General features: G+C 37.2%; 14 protein-coding genes. 1 reads left to right on the top strand and 13 read right to left on the bottom strand.

Going from position 1 to position 17,307, the window contains the following annotated elements; genetic code table 11:
- Positions 1-72 precede the first annotated feature (72 nt).
- The 13 genes from pknB to NSS74_RS05070 all read right to left on the bottom strand — a co-directional run bounded on the left by pknB (position 73) and on the right by NSS74_RS05070 (position 15,365).
- The gene (gene pknB, locus NSS74_RS05130; protein WP_002142922.1) at positions 73-2,046 is read right to left on the bottom strand and encodes a Stk1 family PASTA domain-containing Ser/Thr kinase; all 1,974 of its coding nucleotides are present in this window, start codon (positions 2,044-2,046) and stop codon (positions 73-75) included.
- An 8-nt stretch (positions 2,047-2,054) separates the two neighbouring features.
- Entirely contained in the window at positions 2,055-2,807 is a 753-nt protein-coding gene (locus tag NSS74_RS05125) for a Stp1/IreP family PP2C-type Ser/Thr phosphatase (RefSeq protein ID WP_002142923.1), read from the bottom strand.
- A gap of 4 nt (positions 2,808-2,811) precedes the next feature.
- Positions 2,812-3,900 carry a 23S rRNA (adenine(2503)-C(2))-methyltransferase RlmN gene (gene rlmN, locus NSS74_RS05120; protein WP_002014500.1) on the bottom strand — a complete coding sequence of 363 codons (1,089 nt, stop codon included), beginning with the start codon at positions 3,898-3,900 and terminating at the stop codon, positions 2,812-2,814.
- A 4-nt stretch (positions 3,901-3,904) separates the two neighbouring features.
- Positions 3,905-5,239, bottom strand: coding sequence for a 16S rRNA (cytosine(967)-C(5))-methyltransferase RsmB (gene rsmB, locus NSS74_RS05115; protein ID WP_002142925.1), 1,335 nt, complete (start codon positions 5,237-5,239; stop codon positions 3,905-3,907).
- A complete protein-coding gene (gene fmt / locus NSS74_RS05110; protein WP_002014498.1) occupies positions 5,236-6,180 on the bottom strand; it encodes a methionyl-tRNA formyltransferase in 945 nt (314 codons plus the stop codon). Before fmt ends, rsmB begins: the two co-directional genes overlap by 4 nt.
- Positions 6,181-6,202: 22 nt before the next feature.
- A complete protein-coding gene (gene def, locus NSS74_RS05105; RefSeq protein WP_002014496.1) occupies positions 6,203-6,673 on the bottom strand; it encodes a peptide deformylase in 471 nt (156 codons plus the stop codon).
- Between the two features lie 11 nt (positions 6,674-6,684).
- Positions 6,685-9,090, bottom strand: a complete 2,406-nt coding sequence (gene priA / locus NSS74_RS05100) for a primosomal protein N' (protein WP_002128835.1) — start codon at positions 9,088-9,090, stop codon at positions 6,685-6,687.
- Entirely contained in the window at positions 9,087-10,292 is a 1,206-nt protein-coding gene (coaBC, locus tag NSS74_RS05095; RefSeq protein WP_002033779.1) for a bifunctional phosphopantothenoylcysteine decarboxylase/phosphopantothenate--cysteine ligase CoaBC, read from the bottom strand. Before coaBC ends, priA begins: the two co-directional genes overlap by 4 nt.
- A 197-nt stretch (positions 10,293-10,489) precedes the next feature.
- Positions 10,490-10,702 carry a DNA-directed RNA polymerase subunit omega gene (gene rpoZ, locus NSS74_RS05090; RefSeq protein WP_002014493.1) on the bottom strand — a complete coding sequence of 71 codons (213 nt, stop codon included), beginning with the start codon at positions 10,700-10,702 and terminating at the stop codon, positions 10,490-10,492.
- A 2-nt stretch (positions 10,703-10,704) separates the two neighbouring features.
- The gene (gene gmk / locus NSS74_RS05085; RefSeq protein WP_002014492.1) at positions 10,705-11,322 is read right to left on the bottom strand and encodes a guanylate kinase; all 618 of its coding nucleotides are present in this window, start codon (positions 11,320-11,322) and stop codon (positions 10,705-10,707) included.
- 13 nt (positions 11,323-11,335) lie between these two features.
- The gene (remA, locus tag NSS74_RS05080; protein WP_001251456.1) at positions 11,336-11,599 is read right to left on the bottom strand and encodes an extracellular matrix/biofilm regulator RemA; all 264 of its coding nucleotides are present in this window, start codon (positions 11,597-11,599) and stop codon (positions 11,336-11,338) included.
- A 67-nt stretch (positions 11,600-11,666) separates the two neighbouring features.
- A complete protein-coding gene (locus tag NSS74_RS05075) occupies positions 11,667-12,542 on the bottom strand; it encodes a YicC/YloC family endoribonuclease (protein WP_002088227.1) in 876 nt (291 codons plus the stop codon).
- A 99-nt stretch (positions 12,543-12,641) separates the two neighbouring features.
- Complete coding sequence (locus tag NSS74_RS05070) at positions 12,642-15,365, bottom strand: calcium-translocating P-type ATPase, SERCA-type (protein ID WP_002142927.1); 2,724 nt, start codon at positions 15,363-15,365, stop codon at positions 12,642-12,644.
- 105 nt (positions 15,366-15,470) lie between these two features.
- On the opposite strand from NSS74_RS05070, the gene NSS74_RS05065 reads away from it, so the two are divergent.
- The gene (locus tag NSS74_RS05065) at positions 15,471-17,180 is read left to right on the top strand and encodes an Rqc2 family fibronectin-binding protein (RefSeq protein WP_002142928.1); all 1,710 of its coding nucleotides are present in this window, start codon (positions 15,471-15,473) and stop codon (positions 17,178-17,180) included.
- Positions 17,181-17,307: the final 127 nt, after the last annotated feature.

Here is a 17,307-nt window from a genome sequence, read left to right as displayed (position 1 = left end):
CCACGATGTAGACAGCATAACAGGCAAGAGTAATAAATTCCATCTTCTATATAAGGACGATGGAATTCACTATTATTGAGCTGGATATGGTACTTCCTTGTCCATAATCGTTACTCCATCTCGGACAATTTTATAGTGTCCCTTTGCACCTTCTTGAATTACAAATTCTAAAGAAATAATCGCTGACTCAGTAATTGTTCTCGTTTCAACTGGTTTATCCATTTTTTGCTGCATATCTTCTTTATAAATTTCTATTGTTTGCGGCTTTTTCTCACCTGTTGCAGAAGCTTCATATGGGATAGAAATGTTATCCACTTTTACCGTTTTCGTCACTTTAGGCTTCGGACCATCGGAGATAACAATCGATACTTTATCTCCTTCTTTTAAAGGTGTCCCAGGCTTTGGTAACTGTGAAATAACAAGACCTTTATCAACCTTATCTGAATACTCTCTTTGTATATCAGAAACAAGCTTTCTTTCATTTAAATAACCTTTTACACTATTTTCAGTCCATCCTGAAAAATCACCTGGTCTTATTTGATAAGGTCCTTTACTTACCCAAATTTTCAGTTCTTGTTCTGTCTCTATAACCATTTGATCAGGCGTTGGTATTTGCTCTACAATTTCACCTTTCGGCTTATCATTTTCAATATAATTTATTGTAACTTGTTTATATTCTTCTTCTAACTCAGCTCTTATACTCTCGAAATCTTTTCCTGTCAAATCACGCATCTTACTTTTCTTTTTCCCACCTGATTGATAGATAGTAATTTTAGAGTTTTCTTTCACTACTCTTCCTGCTATAGGATCTGTTTTTATCACTTTTCCGGCTTCAACATCATCTGTATATACAAGATTAGGTTCAGTAACTTCAAAACCTTTTTCAACTAATGTATTTACAGCTGTCGTATATTTCATACCAGCCACATCAGGAACCTTCACATCTTTCGGAATAAAGAAGCCTGGAATAACAGTAAGTGCTAATGTTATCCCTATCGCTAAAAGTAAAAATGTTGTAATTAAAACTTTCAGCCATTTATTATTTCGCTTTTTCTTCTTACCTGATTTGGTCTCTTCTTTTCTTACTTGTTCATCCACTTTACTTCCTTTTAATACAATCGTTTCATCACTTACATTTTGAAATAGTTGTTCTTGTTGAATAATTGGAATCGCTTTCGTTGCTTCCATATCTTCTGGTATGTAAAATGGTTGTTCATTTATTCGTTCTGGGTATAGTGCTGTTTCAATATCTCGTTTCATCGCGTTAGCAGATTGATATCGATGGAACGGATCTTTCGCAGTTGCCTTTAATATAATATTTTCAACACTTTGTGGAATATTGTCATTCCATCTTTTTGGAGATGGCATTTCATTTTGTAAATGTTTTAACGCAATTGCAACAGCAGATTCACCAGAAAACGGTTGTCTTCCTGTTAACAATTCAAACATAACAATCCCAAGTGAATAAATATCTGATTGTTTATTCGCTATACCGCCGCGCGCTTGTTCTGGTGATAAATAATGCACCGAACCGAGCACCGAATTTGTATGTGTAATTGTTGCTGCACTTGTAGCTGTCGCAATTCCAAAGTCTGTTACTTTGACCACTCCGTCATCTCGAATCAAAATATTGTGCGGTTTAATATCACGATGTACAATCTCAAAATGATGGGCGTGTGCCATAGCGGACGTTAACTGCTCCATTATATCAAGAGCCTCTCCTATCGGTAACATCCCTCGATCAATTATGTATTGCTTCAATGTTCGTCCAGGTACATATTCCATTACAAGATAATATATATCATCCTCTTCCCCAACATCATACATATTCACAATATTTGGATGCGACAACGTTGTAACAGATTGCGCTTCTCGATGGAAACGTTTAATAAACTCTTCATTATTTGAGTAGTCGAGTCTTAATATTTTTACCGCTACATCTCGGCCGAGTATATCATCATGAGCTAAATATACATTGGCCATTCCTCCACCGCCAATCATTTTCAGCAGCTTATAACGGTCATTTAAGCGTTTTCCAATCAGCACGTTGCACTTCACCTACTTTCGTTTGTCGAATCCGTATAATCAATAATAACGAGGGTAATATTATCTTCTCCACCACGATCATTTGCTAATTGAATGAGATGCTCTCCCTTCGCCTCGAGCTGTTCATTCAATTGTAAAATTTGTTGCATATCAGCAATAGAAACTTTGTTAGACAATCCATCCGAGCAAAGAAGTAATTGATCATCTTCTTCAAGCACCAATGTTTTAACATCTAATCCAACTGTTTCTTCATTTCCTAATGCTCTTAACAAAACATTCTTTTTCGGGTGATATTCTGCATCTTCCTTTGAAATTTCGCCATGTCTTACAAGTTCATTTACAAGCGAATGATCTTCCGTTACAAGCGCCATTTTCCCCTCTGATACCATATAACAACGACTATCTCCTATATGACCTATCGTCACAAAATTCGATGTACAAATGGCTATTATAAGTGTTGTTCCCATGCCATTACATTCTGCATGCTGCTGAGAGTAAGCATATATGCGCTCATTAATAATTCCAACGTTAGTATGTAACCACTTTTCTACCTTTTTAGGCTCATTCATATTATGCGTTTGCTTCCAATAATCATGGAATAATTGAATAGCCATCGAGCTAGCTACATCGCCAGCTCGATGACCTCCCATTCCATCTGCTACTACCGCTAAAATATTTCCATCTAAATTGCGAAAAACTCCTGCACTATCTTCATTATGTTGACGAACTTTTCCTTTATCCGATAGAAACACGGCTTTCATCTAGTCACCTCGTCTCTTCTTTGCGCTCCTTTGCACGCAACTGACCGCAGGCTGCATCAATATCATGACCTTGTTCACGGCGAATGGTTACATTCACTCCACGATCTTTTAGCGTCTTTTCAAATAAGAAAATTTGCTCTCGTGGCGTACGTACATAATCACGTTCTGGCACGTAGTTTACCGGAATTAAGTTTACATGACATTTTACACCTTTTAAGAGCGCAGCAAGTTCTTCAGCGTGCTCAACTTGGTCATTTTCTCCTCCAAATAAGCCATATTCAAATGTAATACGACGCCCTGTTCTATTTACATAGTATTTAACAGCTTCCATTAAATCAGGTAGCTTATAAGCACGGTTGATCGGCATTAATTTTGAACGTATCTCTGTATTTGCAGCATGCAATGAAATCGCAAAATTAATTTGCATATCTTCTTCAGCGAACTTATAAATTTTTGGAACAATTCCACTTGTTGAAACTGTCATATGTCTTGCACCAATATGAATTCCTTTTTCATGATTTACAATGCGTAAGAATGACATTAAGTTATCATAATTATCAAATGGTTCTCCAATTCCCATAACAACAAGAGAACTTACACGTTCTTCTGTTTCATCAAGCGCACGCTGAACTTCTACTACTTGCGCTACAATTTCTCCAGCCTCTAAGTTTCGTTTTAACCCACCAAGTGTAGAAGCACAGAACGTACAGCCAATGCGGCAACCCACCTGTGTTGTTACACAAATGGAATTTCCATATTCATGTCGCATTAGTACAGTTTCAATAGAGTATCCATCGTATAACTGGAATAGGAATTTAATCGTTCCATCCGAAGACGTTTGTTTTACTAAAGTGTTTAAAGTAGTAATATCAAAGGAATTCGACAATTTATCGCGCAATCCTTTAGCAAGGTTTGACATATCCTCATAATTTTTTACACGTTTTTTATATAGCCAATCAAAAATTTGTCCTGCACGGAACTTAGGTTCTCCTTGTTCCTTTAACCAATCTTGCATTTCATGAAGTTGTAAAGAATAAATTGATGGTTTCTTTGTTTCTAGATTTTTCTTTTGTTTTTTTACAGTCGTTTCCATGATGCTACACCTTCTTTCTTAAACAAGCAATATAAAAGCCATCTGTTGCAAAATAATGTGGTAAAATTCGTACTTGACCTTCATCAATATACGGATTTAACTTTTCTGGCATGCGATCTTTTATCGTAGTATCCCATTCAAATTCAGGATGCTCTTGTAAAAATTGCTTTATTACTTGTTCATTTTCTATTTTTTCAATTGTGCACGTACTATAAACAAGGCGACCACCTTGTTTTAACAATGGTGCTATTTTTTCTAGTATCGCAAGTTGAATCGTTGATAACCTTTCACTATCGCCCTTACCTTTACCTAACTTAATATCAGGTTTACGTCTAATAACACCAAATCCAGAACATGGTGCATCTACTAATATTTTGTCAAAAGATTCATTTGCAAAATGCTCTTGAACTTTTCTAGCATCTAAAGCCATCGTTTCTACATTTTCTAAACCAAGTCTCTTCGCCTGTTGTTCAATTAAACGTACTTTATGTGCGTGTAAATCAAGCGACATTACCTTACCAGTTCCGTCCAAACGCTCTGCAATATGAGTTGTTTTTCCGCCAGGAGCAGCACAACTATCTAGAACTGTATCTCCTTTATTCGGTTCTAAAGCACGTGCTACAAGCATTGAGCTTTCATCTTGAATAGAAAGGAAACCTTTTTTGAACGCTTCTGTATGTGCGACATTTCCTCTTTCAATTTGAATTGCATCCTCTGACAATTCGCCACGTTTTGCTTCTATACCCTCATCAGCTAATAACGCAACCGCTTCTTCTACCGTTACTTTATCAACATTTACACGTGCTGTTGGTACAGGTGGCAACATATTTACTTCACACATTTTCTCTGCTGTCTCTAAACCATATTCGGATGCCCATTCTTGTACAAGCCACATTGGATGACTCGTTGCAATCGCAAGTCGTTCTACTGGATTTTCGATTTCTTCTAACGAAGGTACACCTTCTCGCTGAATCGAACGCAATACTCCGTTCACCATGCCTGAAATCCCTTTATGCCCACGACGCTTTGCAATCTCAACTGCTTCATGAATAGCCGCTCTTTCTGGAACTCGGTCTAAATATAGCATTTGATATAGAGATAGGCGAAGCAACACTCTTACCCACGCTTCAACCTTTTTTCTTAAAAATGGTTGTAAATAATAATCTAGTGTGTCACGACGTTGAATTGTTCCATATACCATTTCAGTTAATAAACCAATATCTTTTCTGTCAATTGTATTTTTTTCAATCAAATTATTTAAAAGTAAGTTGCTATATGCACCACTTTTTTCTACTTGAATTAAGCCATCCAGAGCTAATTCACGAACATTTTGTCTCATGCATTTTCTCCTAACTTCGTACCAATTTCAGGTTTTGTTCCACGTAAAAATTGTGAACAACTCATACGCTTTTTACCAGATGGTTGCAATTCAGTGATTTTAACGCCTGTCTCGTTCCCTGTTGCAACAACAAACCCATCTTCTTCAAGAGCTACTATTGTACCTGGTTCAGCTTTCTCTGTAATAGAGACCTTCTCTCCCCACCATACTTTAATAACTTGTCCTGCCAAAGTCGTATAAGCAACTGGCCATGGATTCAATCCGCGAATGTGATTGTATACTTCTTCACCTGTTTTTGTCCAATCAATTATCTCTTGCTCACGTTTTATATTATATGCAAACGTCACTTCAGCTTCACTTTGTTTAATTGGTTCTAGTTTACCCTGAATTAGTAAAGGAACCGTTTTAGATAAAAGGTGTGCTCCTGCTTCGCTTAACTTATCAAATAATGAACCTGTTGTTTCACGCTCTTCAATTTCTACTTCTACTTGCGTTAATATATCGCCCGCATCTAATTTTTCTACCATATACATAATTGTAATACCTGTTTTCTCTTTACCTTCCATGATCGCATAATGAATTGGTGCACCACCGCGAAGTTCTGGAAGTAATGATGCGTGGACATTAATACATCCATACTTTGGCGCTTCTAAAATTTCATTCGGTACGATTTGTCCAAATGCTGCTGTTACAATTAAGTCTGGCTCTAGTGCTAATACTTTTTCATATTCGTCTTTTTCACGAATTTTTAACGGCTGTACTACTGGAATACCATGTTTCTCCGCTTCTACTTTAACAGGAGTAGGTGTTAAAACCTTTTTTCTACCAACTGGACGATCAGGTTGCGTTACAACACCAACTACGTCATATCCGTCCTCGATAAGACGACGAAGCACCGGCACAGAAAAGTCCGGTGTCCCCATAAATACTACTTTCATCATTCAAAAACCGCTCCTTTTAAACCTATTCTAATTCGCCTGCTTCATAATACCTTTTCACTTTAGATGTAAATAAAACACCGTGTAAATGATCGATTTCATGCTGAATTGCACGCGCTAAGAAGTCATCCGCTTCTAATAAAAATATTTTACCGCGACGATTTTGTGCACGTACTTTAATGTAATCTGCACGCTCCACTTCACCATAAAGTCCCGGAAAGCTTAAGCAGCCTTCGGGACCTACTTGTTCACCACGTTTTTCTAAAATAACAGGATTAATTAATTCAATTTTACCCGTATCATCACCTATATCAACAACAGCAACTTGTAAGCTTACACCCACTTGTGGCGCAGCTAGACCAACTCCGTCTGCAATTAACATTGTTTCATGCATATCTTTTAACAATTTCACTAACTTTTTATCAAAGTTAATTACTCTTTCGCATGGTGTTTCTAACACTTCATTTGGATGCTTTACAATTTCTAAAACTGCCATATTTCCCTCCGCTACATTAACATTGTTGGATTAAAATCAATTGAGATTTGTAGCTCTTTTTGCATTTCTGCTTGATAATGTTCATTTACCATTTTGAGCACGTTCTTTAAGTTTGGTTCCCGTTTGTATTTTATCATGCATTGGTAACGATATCTATCTTTTATCCTTGGAATTGCTGAAGCAACCGGCCCTAACACCATTGTTTGCCTTGAACAATGCGTTCGTAAATGACCGACAATTTTTTCCGTCACTTGGACTGCCTTTAATAACTCCGGATGAGATACAGTTACAAGTACAACGTAGTAATATGGCGGATATTGTCTCATTTGCCTCATTTGCATTTCGTGCTCATAAAATACATCATATTGTTGATTCTTTGCTAATTCTACACTGTAATGTTCCGGCGTATACGTTTGAATTACAACTTCACCTGGCAATTCATGTCTTCCTGCACGTCCACTTACTTGTGTCAATAGCTGATACGTCTTTTCACTCGCCCGAAAATCAGGTAGATGAAGCATCGTATCCGCCGTTAAAACGCCAACAAGCGTCACCTTCGGAAAATCAAGCCCTTTTGCAATCATTTGTGTTCCAAGTAATATATCTGCTTTCTCTTCACCAAACGCCTTTAATAATTTTTCATGCATTCCTTTACGGCTTGTTGTATCCACATCCATTCGAATGACCCGCGCCTCAGGGAATAGTTTTGTGATTTCTTCTTCAACCTTTTGCGTCCCTGTACCAAAGAAACGAATATACGTACTATTACAAGCAGGACACTCCGTTGGCATATTTTCCTCATGACTACAATAATGACACTTTAAACGATGGTTCATTTTGTGATATGTCAACGAAATATCACAATGCGGACATTGTACGACATACCCACAATCACGACACATCACAAACGTAGAATGACCCCTTCTATTTAAAAAGAGAACCATTTGTTCTTTCTTTTCTAATCGATCTGCTATTTTTTCATGCAGTGCCTTTGAAAACATTGAGCGATTTCCATCACGAAGCTCTTCACGCATATCAACAATTTCTACAGTCGGCAAAGCTTGCTTGTTCATACGTTTTTCCATTGTAAGCAACCCATAGACACCTTTTTTCGCTCTAGCAAACGATTCAAGTGTCGGCGTTGCACTTCCGAGAACGATTGGACACTTATGATATTGTCCTCTCCACACTGCTACATCTCTTGCATGATACTTTGGGTTATCCTCTTGCTTATAACTTGATTCATGCTCTTCATCAATAATAATGATTCCTAAATTTTCGAATGGAGCAAAAATAGCTGAACGCGCACCAACTACAACTTTCACTTCTTTTCTTAATATCTTTCGCCATTCATCATATTTCTCGCCAACAGAAAGCGCACTGTGAAGAACTGCAACTTGCGAACCGAACCTACCTTTAAAGCGATCTACCATCTGGGGCGTTAGCGCAATTTCAGGAACAAGCACAATTGCTTCTTTTCCTTTCTCGAGCACCGCTGCTATAGATTGTAAATATACTTCAGTCTTACCACTTCCTGTAACACCATATAGTAAAAATGGATTGTAAGTTTCATTTGTAATTGATGACAAAATCGGTGTAATTACTTGTTTTTGTTCCTCAGTAAGCGGAAATGGTTTCGTTTGTTCAAAATCATCATCGTCATACGGACTCCGGTATACCTCTACATACTTTTCTGAGATTAGACCCTTTTTAACAAGTGCTTTTATTGGAGCATCTGTTATTTGTAATTCTTCTGTTAAATTTTTTAACGGTACACTTTTGTAGTTTTCTACAAAATAATAGAGTACATCTTGTTGTTTTTTACTTTTCAGTTCAAATGCTGCTAATTCCAATTTATCTGCCGGCAACTCCGGTTGAACTACTCTTTGTTTCTTCTTCTGCACTTTATCCTTTACTTGATAAACCACTTCAGTCGTACCATTTTTAATTTCTTGTTGAATAGTGCGATATAGGTGCGGCTGTGCTTCGATAACTTCCCAATCTATCGTTTCCTTCCCTTGAAATAAAGAAAGAATTTCTGGTGCTACTTCTTCTCGGTTACGAAGTTGCAGACGCTTTTTATATGTTGCTTTAATCGCCGTCGGAAGCATCACCTGAAAAGCTGAAATCATATAACATAACGTTTCACTTGTAAGCCAATACCCAAGTTTTAATAATTCATCATTTAAAACCGGAGTGACATCTAATATTTCATACAACGCTTTTAACTTTTTACTTTCTAGTTCAACCGAATCCTTTATGCCAATAATAAAACCTTGCAATTTCCTCGGACCGAATGGGACTACTACACGCATTCCTGTTTGCACGATATCTTCCCATTTTTTAGGGATAATATAATCAAACGGTCGATCTGTTTGACGTGCAGGTACATCAACAATTACACTTGCAAACTTCATACATAATCATCTTCTAACATCATTTCTATTTGCTTTAATATTTCACGAGCCACTTCTTTCTTCGTTAAAAGTGGCAGCTCAATGATTTCTCCATCTTTTCTATACATTGTCACAATATTTGTATCCGTACCAAACCCAGCTCCTTGCGCTTTCACGTCATTCGCAACAATCATATTTGCATTTTTCTCACGTAATTTTCTCGTTGCGTATTCCTCTATGTTTGTCGTTTCAGCTGCGAAACCGATAAGTAACTGTCGGTCCTTCTTCTCACCTAACGTTTTTAAAATATCCACTGTTCTTTCTAATTCAATTACAGCATCGCCATTTTTCTTTTTCATTTTATTATCATGAACATATTTCGGACGGTAATCTGCAACGGCTGCTGTTTTGATGACAACATCCACACTCTGATAATGCTGAAGGACTGCCTCTAACATATCTTGTGCAGATTCTACTTGTATTGTTGTGACATGTAATGGTGACTCTAATGCTGTCGGTCCTGACACAAGTATGACATCAGCACCTAAGCTTGCTGCAACTTCTGCGATCGCATACCCCATCTTTCCAGAAGAAAAATTCGTCATAAAACGAACCGGATCAATCTTTTCACGTGTCGGTCCAGCTGTTATTAATATTCGTTTTCCTTGCAATGGTTGTTGTTCCGAGAAAGCCTCTTCTAATCGTCCAATAATTGCTTCAGGTTCTTCCAGTCTTCCTTTTGCTACATAACCACATGCTAAAAAACCTTCCCCAGGCTCAATAAATGTATATCCTAATGTTTTTAACGTCATCATGTTTTTTTGAACAATTTTATTTTCATACATATGCACATTCATAGCAGGTGCAATCCACACTGGAGCTGTAGTAGCTAACAAAGTAGTTGTAATCATATCATCAGCAATACCGCCAGCTAACTTTCCAATGCAATTAGCTGTAGCAGGTGCAACAAGTACAACATCTGCCCAATCCGCTAAATCAATATGAGCAATAACAGCCGAGTCTTTCTCATCAAACGTATCCGTATATACATCATGGCGAGAAAGTGCTTGAAATGTAAGAGGCGTAACAAACTTCATTGCCGACTCACTCATCATTACTTTTACAAGAGCGCCAGCTTGTGTCAATTTACTTGTTAACGCAGCCGCCTTAAAAACTGCAATGCCTCCTGTTACACATAGAAGTATCTTTTTCCCTTTTAGCATATGACTCGTCCTCTTTCTTTTTCAAACTTATTCTACTGAAATAGAATTTCCAGCTCGTCAGTACCAGTATTTCGTTCCGTCTTTTTCGATTCCTTTTCATCCCTATCGTAAAAAAATAACAACCTACTTGTAAATAGGTTGTTACCGTTACATAGAAAATTATAAAGTCTATGTTTTAATTTGTCGAAAAGAATGTCTTAATCAATTATTGTGTCATCGCTTGGTACATATTTTAATACTTCTAAATCGATTTCTTCTAATGCTTTACCTACACATTTATAAGAAACAGGCTTTTCAATAACACAATTGTCAGCAATTTGCATTTCACGTGCACGCTTTGCAGCTACTGTTACAAGTGTATATTTAGAATCGATTTTTGTTAATAATGAGTCAATTGATGGATTTAACATAATTATAGACCCTCCGTCATTTCTTTATAGTATTTTGCCACTCTTTCGCGGCGGCAATGTTCACCAACCACAATTGCTTTAATTCGGTCGCAAGCTAATTCAACTTGATCGTTTTCTACAACATAGTCATAAGCGTCCATCATTTCGATTTCTTCTTTCGCTACAGTTAAACGATTTTCAATAACATCTTCAGTTTCTGTACCACGGCCGACAATTCGGTTCTTTAGTTCAGATAAACTTGGAGGTGCTAAGAAAATAAATACACCTGCTGGGAAGGCTTTCTTAACTTGAATTGCTCCTTGCACTTCAATTTCTAAGAACACATCTTTTCCTTCTTGTAACGTTTTTTCAACATAATCAATCGGTGTTCCGTAATAATTACCAACGAACTCAGCCCATTCAAGTAACTTTTCATTACGAATCATTTCTTCAAATTCTTCTCTCTCTTTAAAGAAATAATCCACACCATCTACTTCACCTTCACGCGGTTTACGTGTCGTTACTGAAATAGAGTACTGAAAACGTGTGTCTTCATGGCTAAACAGCTCTTTTCGAACCGTTCCTTTCCCGACACCAGAAGGTCCCGAAAGAACGATGAGCAATCCTCTTCTACTTCTCATAAATATGTAAAACCTACCCTTCCTCACTTAAATCTTCTTTATTATTCAAACGATGTGCAATCGTCTCTGGCTGAATTGGACTTAATACTACATGCCCATCATCCATAACAATAACCGCCCTTGTTTTTCTCCCATACGTAGCATCAAGCAAAGCATTATGTTCACGCGCTTCCTGTACTGTCCGTTTAATAGGAGCTGACTCCGGACTTACAATAGCAATAATTCGATGAGCAGATACAATATTTCCGTATCCAATATTTAAAAACCGCATGGCCATAGTTTGCGCCTCCTAGTAAGTCTATCCGATTTCTCCACCACGTATAACTTTATATATTTTTTGAAAGCTACTCAATATTTTGTACTTGTTCACGAATTTTTTCAAGGTTATTTTTCATTTCTACGACATATTTTGAAATTGTTAAGTCATTTGCCTTAGAACCTATCGTATTAACTTCCCTATGCATCTCTTGCACGATGAAGTCCATTTTCCTTCCAACAGGCTCTGTAATTTGCAGTGCTTCACGAAATTGATCTAAATGACTTTGTAATCGAACTAATTCTTCGTGAATATCTGAACGCTCTGCAAATATTGCTACTTCTGTCAACAATCGTTGTTCATCTAAATCTTGATTATGTAATTCTTTTAAGCGATTTTCTAATCGTTCACGATATTTTTGTGTAACAATTGGTGCATGTGGAATAATTGCATTTACACAATTATGAATCTCTTGCAAACGATATGCTATATCTTTATGTAATCGTTCTCCTTCGCCATCTCTCATCGTTTTCAACATATGAGCAGCTTGGCGAACAGCTTCATATAAACCGGTTTCAAATTGTTCATTTACATTTTCTATTTCTTCAACTGCCGTTACTTCTGGCATTCCCATTAGTTGCCCGAGTGTAATAGAATCTTGTAATTGAAATTTCCCTTTTATATCTTCCATAATGGATTGGTACTGCTTGAGAAGTTCCCAATTCACAGTTAATTTTCTTTCAACAAGCCCTTCACCTGTTATACTAATAGACACTTCAATACGTCCACGGCGAACTTGCTTTGCAATTATTTTACGAATCTTGTCTTCAAACGCCATCATTTGCTTCGGAAGCCGAATACTCATTTCTAAAAAACGATGGTTCACCGACTTCATTTCTACTGTTATTTGAAAAGTATCGTTTTCTACCTTCGATCTTCCAAATCCTGTCATACTACAAATCATCTTTATCACATCCAAGCCATGAAATAACTCAATGAAAAAGGCAATAGAGACAAGGCTCTACTACCTTCTGTAAATTATATCATATTTTCATATCATTGACTATTTCAAGTTTAATCCCTTCTTATATAACAGCGGCTTTTTCTTTTTCTCCTTTTTTCTTGTTAATAAGGATCCTACTAATAAGAAGGTCGGAATAGATGATAATCCTCCAATTAACAACCAATCTCGTGCTTGTATCGGCATTGTGCTAAAAATCGGCTGTAATGGTGGATAATATATAACTACAAGCATTAACAGTAAAGAAATAATAACCGCCCCTACTAAATATATATTTCCAAACGGGTTGCGGTGAAATATAGAATGTTCACTACGACAATCAAATACATGAATAAGCTGAGCCAGTACTAATGTTGCGAAGGCTACCGTTTGTGCATACTTCAATTCATTCGGATGCTGGTTAAATGCAATAATAAACGCTACTAATGTCACTGCTCCGATTAGAAAACCACGACTTATAATTTTCCACGCAAGCCCTCTAGCAAACACCCCTTCTTTCGGATGGCGTGGTGTTCTCTTCATCACATCTCCTTCAGCCTTATCCAAACCTAATGCCATCGCTGGTAAACCGTCAGTAACTAAGTTCACCCATAAAATTTGAATTGGAACCATCGGCAATGGCAGTGCAAGTAACATCGCAAATAACATAACTAAAATTTCACCAACGTTAGATGCTAACAAATACCGAATAAACTTCCGAATATTTTCATATATGTTTCTACCTTCTTTAATCGCCGATTTAATCGTAGCAAAGTTATCATCTAACAACACAAGTGACGAAGCTTCTTTTGCAACATCTGTCCCTGTAATTCCCATCGCAATCCCTATATCAGCTGTTTTAATAGCTGGAGCATCGTTCACTCCATCACCTGTCATAGCTACTATATGTCCCTTATTTTGTAGCGCCTTAACGATTTTCAATTTATGCTCAGGAGACACACGAGCGAATACATACGTATCTTCTACAATATCTTCTAATGCCTCTACATCCATATTCGCAAGTTCTACACCTTCAACAACGCGTCCACCCGCCGGTAAAACCCCTAGCTGTTCCGCAATTGCCATTGCCGTCACTTTATGATCTCCCGTAATCATTACCGTTCTAATACCAGCTTCCTTACACTCTTTCACCGCTTGCGCCACTTCTAGTCTTGGCGGATCTATCATTCCTTGTATTCCAACAAGCATAAAATCCTGCTCGACTTCTCTTTCATGTTCAATTGGATCTGTAGCTTTTAACGGTTTAAATGCCACCGCAATCGTTCGTAAAGCTTGACTTCCTAAACTATGAATCGCTGCCTGCACTTCTTTTCGATACATTTCACTTAAAGGCTGCTGCTTATTTCCCCACAAAATTGTTTGACTCATCTGCAAAAGAACATCTGGTGCTCCTTTTGTAATAACAAATTTTTTACCTTCACGATCACGAACGATAACGCTCATCATTTTTCTAGTTGAATCAAAAGGAAATTCACGAATGACTTCAAACTTTCCTTTAAGAGCTTCACGTGATATTCCCGCCTTCATTGCAGCAGCAACGAGAGCTCCCTCTGTTGGATCTCCATCTAACACATACGTCTTTTTCTTTTGAATAACATTCGCATTATTACATAAACAGCCAAATGTAAGTAGTTGATACAGTGATTTCGTCTTAGTAGGGTCAATTACTTCTTCACCTTTCATAAACGAACCTGTTGGCTCATAGCCTTGACCTGTTACTTTCCACAATTCTCCGCCTGACCACATATGTGTTACCATCATTTTATTTTGTGTCATTGTTCCTGTTTTATCTGAGCAAATAACAGAAGCACAGCCTAACGTTTCTACAGCTGGCAACTTTCGCACAATTGCCCTCTTTTTAATCATACGCTGTACACCAAGTGATAGCGCAACCGTAACGATAGCTGGCAATCCTTCTGGAATAGCTGCAACAGCAAGCGAAACCCCAGCCAAAAACATGTGATACACTTCATTCCCTTGATATACACCAGCTAGTACAACAAGAGCCGTCAATATAAGAGCAACAATAATTAAAATTTTTCCAAGCTGTTCTAATCTTCTTTGTAATGGCGTTTCCATTTGCTCAGCATTTTGCAACATATTTGCAATTTGCCCCATAGCTGTATTCATTCCAGTCGCTACGACTACCCCTGTTCCAGCACCTCTCGTTATCATCGTCCCCATAAATGCCATGTTTTTTTGATCACCAATTGAAACATCTTGACCTTGTAACGCATCTACCTTCTTTTGTACAGGCAATGACTCTCCTGTAAGAGCCGATTCTTCAATATATAAACTTGAAGATTCCACAAGGCGAACATCCGCACCAATACGGTCACCACTAGAAAATTTAATAATATCACCTAGTACAAGCGCTTTTGACGGCGCTTTTATCCACTTCCCATTTCTTAGTACAGTAACTTGAGGAGCTGCCAATTCTTTTAAAGCTTCCAACGATTTTTCAGCTTTCCTCTCTTGGAAGAAACCGAGGACACCATTAATAATAACAATTGCAACAATTGCAATCGAATCAATATACTCTCCTAAAAAAGCTGAAATAATTGTAGCACCAAATAAAACAAGTACCATAAAATCTTTAAATTGCGCTAAAAACACCATAAGCGCAGAAGGCCGCTTTGCTTCTTGCAATTCATTTGTGCCAAATTTCTTTAATCGGCCCTCTGCTTCTTGCTCTGTAAGACCTACCTCCACATTCGTATTCGTTCTTTCCTCCACTTCATGTGCTCGCATTTCATACCAGTTCATCCTGCCATCGACCTCCTGATTCCAGACATACTCTAATGAAAGCTTATTCAGCCTCGTCCAAAAAAATGCTATAATTAACTTTTAGTTAGAAAGGAGTGTTCATTCATGGCATTCGATGGATTATTTACAAGAGCAATTACACATGAAATTGCAAATTCTCTTCAAACAGGAAGAATTTCAAAAATATATCAACCCTCAAAATATGAAGTTTTATTACATATTCGAGCAAACGGAAAAAACCAAAAACTAATTCTTTCATCTCACCCTACATATGCGCGTATGCACTTAACAAATCAAAACTACAATTCACCAGCGCTACCGCCGATGTTTTGTATGCTTCTTCGCAAACATTTAGAAGGTGGATTTATTGAAAAAATTGAACAAATTGACTTAGAACGTATTATTCAAATTACAGTCCGCAGTCGCAATGAAATCGGTGACGAATCAGTAAAAACATTAGTAATCGAAATAATGGGACGACACAGTAATATTATCTTAGTAGATACGAAAACAAATGTTATTTTAGATAGCTTAAAACACGTTTCTTTAGCGGTAAACCGACATCGTACTGTATATGCTGGAGCTGAATATGTTGCCCCACCGGCACAACATAAAGTTAATCCGCTTCTTATCGAAACAGAAGATGATTTTATTAAACCGCTAGACTTTTTATCTGGCAACATGGACAAACAACTTGTCGGAGCATTCATGGGAATTTCCCCATTATTTGCAAAAGAAGTTGTAAAAAAAGCAGGTATGGCAAATGAAAAAGCATTATCTGAAGCTTTCTTCAGCTTGCAAAAACCTTTGCTAACACATCAGTACGTGCCAGCAATGATAACAGCAAATGGAAAAGAGTTCTTTTACCTATTCCCTCTTTCTCACTTACAAGGAAACGAAAAAACATTTTCATCTGTTAGTGAATTATTAGATCGTTTCTTCTTTGGTAAAGCAGAGCGCGATCGTGTAAAACAACAAGCTCACGATTTAGAACGCTTTATGCAAAATGAAAAAACAAAAAACGAAAAGAAGCTAATTAAACTAGAAAAAACATTACAAGATGCCGGAAAAGCAGATAAATATCAACTATTTGGAGAGCTACTTACAGCCAATATGTACGCTTTGAAAAAAGGTGATAAAGAGATAGAAGTCGTTAACTATTACGACGAAAATGGTGGGACTGTAAAAATCACATTAAATCCTTTAAAAACACCATCTGAAAATGCACAACGCTATTTCCAAAAGTACCAAAAAGCGAAAAATTCAGTTGCTATTGTAGAAGAACAAATCGTAAAAACAAATGAAGAAATTCTTTATTTCGATAGCTTACTTCAACAAATGGAGGTTGCTTCTTCAAAAGATATTGAAGAGATTCGTGAAGAACTGACCGAAGAAGGTTATGTACGTAATCGTAAGAAGAAAAACACAAAGAAAAAACCGACAAAACCAGTATTGGACAAATATTTAGCTAGTGATGGCACAGAAATTTTCGTCGGTAAAAACAATAAGCAAAATGATTATTTAACAACGAAATTCTCCCGTCGTGATGAAATTTGGTTACATACGAAAGACATACCTGGGTCCCACGTTGTCATTCGTTCTCTTGAACCTACGGAAGAGACTTTACACGAGGCCGCTAAAATCGCTGCTTATTACAGTAAAGCAAAAGATTCTAGTTCTGTTCCTGTAGATTTCACAAAGGTACGCCATGTCAAAAAACCGAGCGGTGCAAAACTTGGATTTGTTACATATGACAATCAACAAACATTATATGTAACACCAGATGCTGATACAGTAATGAAATTAAAAGCGTAAATATTAAAAAATGCGTTGCTTGCTAGCGACGCATTTTTTATATGGTTTCAATTCAGTTCATATATCCATTCACTCATTCATAACATCTTTCTTCCCTTCAATATTGTCAAAAAAATTGACAGTGTCA

Origin of the sequence: Bacillus sp. FSL E2-8868 (assembly GCF_038005505.1) — a bacterium.
Taxonomy (GTDB): domain Bacteria; phylum Bacillota; class Bacilli; order Bacillales; family Bacillaceae_G; genus Bacillus_A; species Bacillus_A mycoides.
This window is presented reverse-complemented; position numbering and strand designations above follow the sequence as displayed.

Excerpts from the sequence above, each read along its gene's own strand:
- rpoZ (WP_002014493.1), bottom strand. The coding sequence starts at position 10,702 with ATGTTAAATCCATCAATTGACTCATTATTAACAAAAATCGATTCTAAA.
- NSS74_RS05075 (WP_002088227.1), bottom strand. The coding sequence starts at position 12,542 with ATGATTTGTAGTATGACAGGATTTGGAAGATCGAAGGTAGAAAACGAT.
- NSS74_RS05065 (WP_002142928.1), top strand. The coding sequence starts at position 15,471 with ATGGCATTCGATGGATTATTTACAAGAGCAATTACACATGAAATTGCA.
- gmk (WP_002014492.1), bottom strand. The coding sequence starts at position 11,322 with ATGAGAAGTAGAAGAGGATTGCTCATCGTTCTTTCGGGACCTTCTGGT.
- NSS74_RS05125 (WP_002142923.1), bottom strand. The coding sequence starts at position 2,807 with ATGAAAGCCGTGTTTCTATCGGATAAAGGAAAAGTTCGTCAACATAAT.
- remA (WP_001251456.1), bottom strand. The coding sequence starts at position 11,599 with ATGGCCATGCGGTTTTTAAATATTGGATACGGAAATATTGTATCTGCT.
- rlmN (WP_002014500.1), bottom strand. The coding sequence starts at position 3,900 with ATGGAAACGACTGTAAAAAAACAAAAGAAAAATCTAGAAACAAAGAAA.
- def (WP_002014496.1), bottom strand. The coding sequence starts at position 6,673 with ATGGCAGTTTTAGAAATTGTAAAGCATCCAAATGAAGTGTTAGAAACA.
- fmt (WP_002014498.1), bottom strand. The coding sequence starts at position 6,180 with ATGATGAAAGTAGTATTTATGGGGACACCGGACTTTTCTGTGCCGGTG.
- priA (WP_002128835.1), bottom strand. The coding sequence starts at position 9,090 with ATGAAGTTTGCAAGTGTAATTGTTGATGTACCTGCACGTCAAACAGAT.
- NSS74_RS05070 (WP_002142927.1), bottom strand. The coding sequence starts at position 15,365 with ATGAACTGGTATGAAATGCGAGCACATGAAGTGGAGGAAAGAACGAAT.
- rsmB (WP_002142925.1), bottom strand. The coding sequence starts at position 5,239 with ATGAGACAAAATGTTCGTGAATTAGCTCTGGATGGCTTAATTCAAGTA.
- coaBC (WP_002033779.1), bottom strand. The coding sequence starts at position 10,292 with ATGCTAAAAGGGAAAAAGATACTTCTATGTGTAACAGGAGGCATTGCA.